This window comes from Tolumonas osonensis, assembly GCF_014202415.1.
In the GTDB taxonomy this organism is placed as follows: domain Bacteria; phylum Pseudomonadota; class Gammaproteobacteria; order Enterobacterales; family Aeromonadaceae; genus Tolumonas; species Tolumonas osonensis.
The window spans coordinates 1-6,514 of the sequence record NZ_JACHGR010000017.1 but is presented as its reverse complement, the minus strand read 5'-3'; the positions used below and the strand labels follow the sequence as shown (position 1 = coordinate 6,514).

Sequence of the window (6,514 nt, the reverse complement as noted above, 5' to 3'; positions counted from 1 at the left end):
GCAGTTCCAGGTTCGCCTTGAAGAGGTTGAGGGGGATGGTTTCATTGCTCATGGTCAAACTCCTTGCTTGGGTTGAAATGCCCAATCGGGCGGTCAAACGATCAGGCCATCTGGCCGATCGTTTTGCGAAAGCGTGCCAGCGACAGGAAAAACAGCACCGTGCCGATCAGGGCCAGCGCCAGGAACGGCTGCCATACCGTCTCCAGGCCCGCGTCCCGGTAAAGGATGGCCTGGCTCAGCTCCACGAAATGGGTGGTGGGTGCGATCAGCATGATGTTCTGCACTATCTCGGGCATGCTCTCGCGGGGCGTGTCGCCGCCGGATAGCATCTGCAGCGGCATGATGGTGAGCATCATCAACATGCCGAATTGGGGCATGTTGCGCGCCAGGGTGGCGATGAAGATGCCCATCGAGGTGGTGGCGAACAGGCTGAGCGCCGCGCCGGCGAAGAACAGCGCAATGGAACCCTCGACGGGAACGCCCAGGACGCCGCGCACCATGAGATTGAGGGACAGGAAGGAGGCGATCAGCACGACCAGGGCCATCGACCAGACCTTGGAGAGCATGATCTGCGCGGGCGTGACCGGCATCACCAGCAGGTGCTCGATGGTGCCGTGCTCGCGCTCCCGGATCAGCGCCGCGCCGGTCAGGATGATGGACAACAGCGTGATGTGGTTGATGATCTGCACCACCGAGCCGAACCAGGCCTTGTCCAGTGCGGGGTTGAAGCGGGCGCGCAATGCCAGATCCACGGGTGGCGCGTCGGTGCCGCGGTAACGCTTGACGAACTCATTGACTTCGCCGGTGAAGATCTGCTGGATATAGCCACTGCCGGTGAAGGCCTGGCTCATGCGGGTGGCGTCGACATTGAGCTGCACGGCAGGCGATCGCCCCGCCAGCACGTCGCGCTGGAAGTTGGGCGGAATGACCAGAGCGAAGGTGTACAGCCCCGCGTCCATGCCCGGGTCCACGTCCCCATAGTCGATCATGGCCGGTGGCGTGAACTGCGGGGGGTAGAAGGCCGAGGCAACCCGCTGGGACAGCGCCGAATTATCCTCGTCGACGATGGCGATGGGCGCGTTGTGCAGCGTCTCCGGCATGGACGTGGCCTTGGTGTAGACCGACGCGGTGAACACATAGACGATGAGCACAAGCATCATCGGATCGCGCCAAAGACTCCACAGCTCCTTGACACCAAGGTCGTAGATGTTGGCCAGGTTTCTTCTGCGCATCTCAACGCTCCTGCTTCTTGAGTAGCAAAACAGCCACGCCGAGAATGACCGGAACCGAAATGAGCATCGACCACAGCGGCCCCGTCAGGTCGGCCAGGCCGAGTGATTTGTTGAACACGCCACGGCTGATGGAGATCATGTGCGTGGCGGGGTAGATCTCGCCGATGAACTTGCTGGAGCCTTCAAGCGAGGACACGGGATCCCTCAGGCCGGCGAACTGGGTGGCCGGAATGATGGTGCCGATCATGGCAAAGAACATGGCGGCGATCTGGCTGCGCGTGACGGCCGAGGCCAGCAGCCCCATGCCTGTCGCGGCGAAGGAGAAGATCAGCGCGGCCAGCGACAGGGTGAAGAAGCTGCCCGTGACCGGCACACCGAAGACGGTGACCGCGAGCAGGCTCATCAGCAGGAAGTTCACCATGGCCAGACCGACATAGGGCAGTTGCTTGCCAAGCAGGAACTCGATGCGCGTGACCGGCGTCACGTACAGATTGGTGATCGACCCGGTTTCTTTCTCGCGCACCACCGCCAGCGCAGTCAGCATGGCCGGCAGCATGAGCAGCAGCAGAGGGATCACCGCCGGCACCATGGCTGGCAGACTCTTGACATCGGGGTTGTAGCGAAAGCGCGTCTCGACGCTCGCATTGCCTGCGGCGCTGGCACCGCTGCGTTCGCTGGCCTGTACGAGCAGCCAGTGCTGGTGCATGCCCTGAACGTAGCCCTGGACGGTTTCCGCGCGTTGCGGCATGGCGCCGTCGATCCAGGCACCTATCTGCACGTTCTGGCCTCGCAACACATCGCGAGAGAAGCCAGGGGGGATCTCAATGGCCAGCGACAGTTCGCCGTTGCGCATGCGTCGATCAAGATCGTCGTAGTCGACGATCGGCGCGTGCTCGGTGAAGTAGCGCGATCCGGCCAAGTTCAGCGTGTAGTTCTGGCTAAGCGTGGTCTGGTCGCGATCGAGCACCGCATAGCTCAGGTCCTCGACGTCCATGGTGATGCCGAAGCCGATCACGAACATCAGCAGCAGCGAACCGCCCAGCGCCAGCGTGGCGCGTACCGGGTCCCGCTGCAATTCCAGCGTCTCGCGCCACAGATAGCTGAACATTCGCTGCAGACTGAAACCGCCAGAGCGGTGCCCACCGTGTTCAGCGGGCGCCGCCGATGGTTGCTCCTCGTGATCGGCGGCCCCGGGCTGGCTGGCCGGCGCCGCCGTGCCGCCCTCGGCTTCGACGAGGTAGCCGATGAAGGCCTCTTCAAGGGTTTTGGCGCCGCGCTTCTCGACCAGTCTGGCGGGCACGTCGCTGTCGAGCACCTTGCCCGCATGCATCATCGACATGCGGTCGCAGCGCTCTGCCTCGTTCATGAAGTGGGTGGAAATGAAGACCGTCACCCGGTCACGCCGCGACAGCTCGATGAGCAGTCGCCAGAACGCATCGCGCGCCACCGGGTCGACGCCCGAAGTCGGTTCGTCCAGAATCAGCAGTTCTGGCTTGTGCACCATGGCCACAGCCAGCGACAGGCGTTGGCGTATGCCCAGAGGCAGACTGGCCGGCAGGCTGTCGATGACGTCCACCAGCCCGAAGCGCTCCACCATCTCATCGACGCGAGCAGGAATGTCCTCCGGGGACACACTGAAGAGCTTGGCGTGCAACTCCAGGTTCTGGCGTACCGTGATTTCGCTGTAGAGCGAGAACGCTTGGGACATGTAGCCGACGCGGCGGCGGGTGCCCAGATCATGCGGGTTCACTTCATGGCCGAACAGCCAGGCCCGACCCTCGCTCGCCGGCAACAGGCCGGTAAGCATCTTCATCGTCGTGGACTTGCCGCACCCGTTGGAGCCGAGGAAGCCGAAGATTTCACCGCGCCGGATGCGGAAGGACACGCTGTCGACGGCAACGAAGTCGCCAAAGCGCATGGTCAGCCCCTCGGCTTCGATGGCGATATCGTCCGCGCCGTCCTCAGGCAGAGGCGGAATGACAACCGCTTGGTGTCCGCGCTTTTTCTCTTCCGGGAGCAGGCGGATGAATGCCTCTTCCAGGTTCGGGCTGTTTGTTGTCTCCAGCAATTCCTTCGGCGTACCGGTGGCGAGGACCTTGCCGTCGTCGATGGCGGCGAGCCAGTCGAAGCGCTGTGCCTCATCCATGTAGGCGGTAGCCACGATCACGCTCATGCCGGGGCGATCGGCGCGGATGCGCTCGATCAGATCCCAGAACTGCGCGCGCGCCAGCGGGTCCACGCCAGTCGTCGGCTCATCGAGAATCAGAAAATCCGGGTCATGAATCAGCGCGCAGCACAGGCCGAGTTTTTGCTTCATGCCCCCGGACAGCTTGCCTGCCGGGCGCTCCAGGAATTTGAACAGGCCAGTGGCCTGAGTCAGTTCGTCGATCCGCTGGCGGCGCTCTGCGGCGCCATGACCGAACAGGCGCGCGAAGAATTGCAGATTCTCCTCGACCGAGAGCGTCGGATACAGGTTTTTGCCCAGTCCCTGCGGCATGTAGGCGATGCGCGGGCATACCTGCTTGCGATGGGCCTTGCTGGCCATGTCGCCACCCAGCACCTCGACCGTGCCCTCCTGGATGATGCGCACACCCGCCAGCAATGAGAGCAGACTGGATTTGCCCACGCCGTCGGGGCCGATCAGGCCGACCATCCGTCCGGCGGGAATGTCCAGATCGATGCCATCCAGGGCGATGACGTCGCCGTAACGCAAGCGCACCTGACGGACGCTTGCAACGGTCGTGGGCTGCGCACTCGCACTGTGGCTCATACCTTACTCCGGCACGCGAACGGAGAGGTTTTGAGGCCACTCGGCATTGGCGTCGAGTTTGATCCAGGCCACGCCGGGCAACCCGGTCTTGACCTGATTGAGGTGCTCACGCAGCAACTCCTGCGAAATCTGCGCGCGCACGCGAAACATCAGTTTCTGCCGCTCGCTCGCGGTTTCTACCGTCTTGGGAGTAAATTGCGCCACACTGGCGACGAAGGAAACGCTCGCTGGAATAACAAACTCCGGCGCGGCATCCAGAATGATGCGGACCTCGGAACCCAGCGCGACGCGGCCGGCCACGGTCTCGGGCAGGAAGAAGGTGATGTAGACGTCCGACAGGTCGATAAGATTCAGGACGCGTCCGCCCGATCCCAGCACCTCGCCGGGTTGCGCCACCCGCACCTGCACCCGACCGTCACGCGGCGAGCGCAGTTCGCTGTCGCGTATGTCGGCTTCGATGCGGTTGATGCTGGCCGTGGCAGCGGACACGCTGGACCTCGCGCCGACGAGCTGCGCCTTGGCGGCCTCGACCGCGGCGCGGGCAGCGGCGGTCTGTGCTTTGCTGGCCGCGAGCGTCGCCTGTGCGCCCCGCACGCGCGCCCGGTCATCGTCCAACTCTTGTATCGAGGCGGCGCCTTCTTGGGATAATGTCTGCGAACGTTTCAGCCGCCGTTGCGCGGCATCGAGCTCCGACTCGCGCTGACCGACGAGTGCCTGCGCCGCAACCACGTCGGCTTCACGCAGCGCCACCTGGGCCTGTGCTGCGGTCACCGAGTGCTCGGCCTGTTCACGCATGGCGAAGGCTTCGTCGCGCTGCGCCTCAAGCGTTTCCAGTTGCATCCTGGCCAGTGGCTGGCCCGCTGAGACGAAATCGCCTTCACGTACGAGGATGTCTTCGATACGACCGGGAAGCTTAGTGGCGATATCGATCTCGGTGGCTTCGATCCGGCCGTTGCCGCTGACGAACCCTTCGCCGGGTCCGCTGTCGGCAAGCTCCGTCCAGCCCCACCAGGCCAGCGCGATAACAACCGCTGCAGCGGCAGCGACCAGGAGTTTTTTCTTGAGAGAGGGTGAGACAGTCATAGGTTCGGCGTGCCTTAACGGGTTAATGGCGTGGGAGCGGGCGTCGAGGTTGCACCCTGGGTTTCGTCGGTTGCAGCGAGGGTGCCGCCGCCGAGCGCGGCATACAGTGCCACCTGGCTAGACAGCAGCGCACGGCGCGCCTGTACCAGCTGTTGTCCGGCATCCAGCAGATCGCGTTGGGCGTCCAGCACCTCCAGGAAAGCGGCCGAACCGTTGTCGTAGCGCAACTGGGCCAGCCGGGCGCGTTCGCTTTGTGCTTCCAGATTGGCCCGCTGGATCGTCAATTGCTCAGCCAGCCAGTACTTGGCGCTCAGTGCATCAGCCACCTCGCGAAAGGCCGTTTGAATGGTTTTCTCGTATCCGGCGACGGCGATGTCGCGGCGCACCTCGCTCAGTTCCAAGTTTGCGCGCCGCCGCCCGCCATCGAAGATGGGCAGCGACAAGGTAGGCATGAAGGTCCAGGCGCGGCTGCCGGAATCGAACAGGCCGTCAAGATCGGAACTGGCCGTGCCGAAGCTGCCGGTCAGCGCAATGCGCGGCAAGAACGCCGCACGGGCCGCGCCGATGTTGGCATCGCCGGCACGCAATTGGTGTTCGGCGGAAATGATGTCCGGGCGACTGACCAGCAGCTCCGAGGGCAGGCCGGCCCGGAGTTCGGCCAGCACCGTTGTTTCATCGAAGGGTGCCTTGGTGGGCAGCGGGCCAGGATCGGCACCTACCAGCAGTGCCAGCGCGTGCAGTTGCGTGGCGCGTGCTTGCTCAAGCTGGGTTAGCAGCGCCTGAGCCTGGTTCAGCAAAGTTTGGACTTGAGTGAGGTCCAGCTTCGAGGTCGAGCCGACTTCAACGCGGCGCCGGAAAATGCGATAGGACTCCTCGCGGGTCGCGACGGTTTGACGGGCGATAGCCACGCGTTCGTCTATCTCGCGCAAGCCAAGATAACCGTCGGCCACCTGGGCGATCAGCGCCAGGTGGACGGCCTGGCGGGCCGCGTCGGAAGCCAGCCAGCTTTGCAGGGCGGCGTCTTCCAGGTTGCGGACCCGGCCCCACAGATCCAGCTCCCAGGTGCTCAAACCCACCTCGGCCCGATATTCGCCGCCCACCTGCGACCGGCCCGACATGTTCAGATCGCCAGGGACGCGGGCGCGTCCACCCTGGGCACCCACGCCCACGGCAGGAAATCGATCCGAGCGCTGAATGCGGAATGCGGCGCTGGCTTCCTCGACACGCAGCGCGGCCAGGCGCAGATCGCGGTTGTTCTCCAGCGCTGTCTCGATGAGGCGTTGCAGCAAGGGGTCGGTGAAGTACGCCTGCCAGGCAAGCTCTCCCGCGTGGGCGCCGTCGGTGCCTGATCCAAGATGCGCAGGCCAGGCTTCGGGCACGGGCAGCGGCGGGGTGTCTGGCGCCGGAGCGAGCGACTTGCAGACGGTCA

General features: G+C 64.2%; 4 protein-coding genes. All 4 read right to left on the bottom strand.

Annotated elements, in window-relative coordinates:
* Nucleotides 1-101: 101 nt before the first annotated feature.
* Nucleotides 102-1,232, bottom strand: coding sequence for an ABC transporter permease (locus HNR75_RS15235; RefSeq protein WP_075274410.1), 1,131 nt, complete (start codon nt 1,230-1,232; stop codon nt 102-104).
* Nucleotide 1,233: 1 nt separating this feature from the next.
* Entirely contained in the window at nt 1,234-4,002 is a 2,769-nt protein-coding gene (gene rbbA, locus HNR75_RS15230; protein WP_188027810.1) for a ribosome-associated ATPase/putative transporter RbbA, read from the bottom strand.
* Nucleotides 4,003-4,005: 3 nt separating this feature from the next.
* Nucleotides 4,006-5,085, bottom strand: a complete 1,080-nt coding sequence (locus HNR75_RS15225; protein WP_188027809.1) for an HlyD family secretion protein — start codon at nt 5,083-5,085, stop codon at nt 4,006-4,008.
* Between the two features lie 14 nt (nt 5,086-5,099).
* Nucleotides 5,100-6,514: efflux transporter outer membrane subunit (locus HNR75_RS15220; protein WP_188027808.1), on the bottom strand; the 1,415-nt coding region annotated here is incomplete at its 5' end.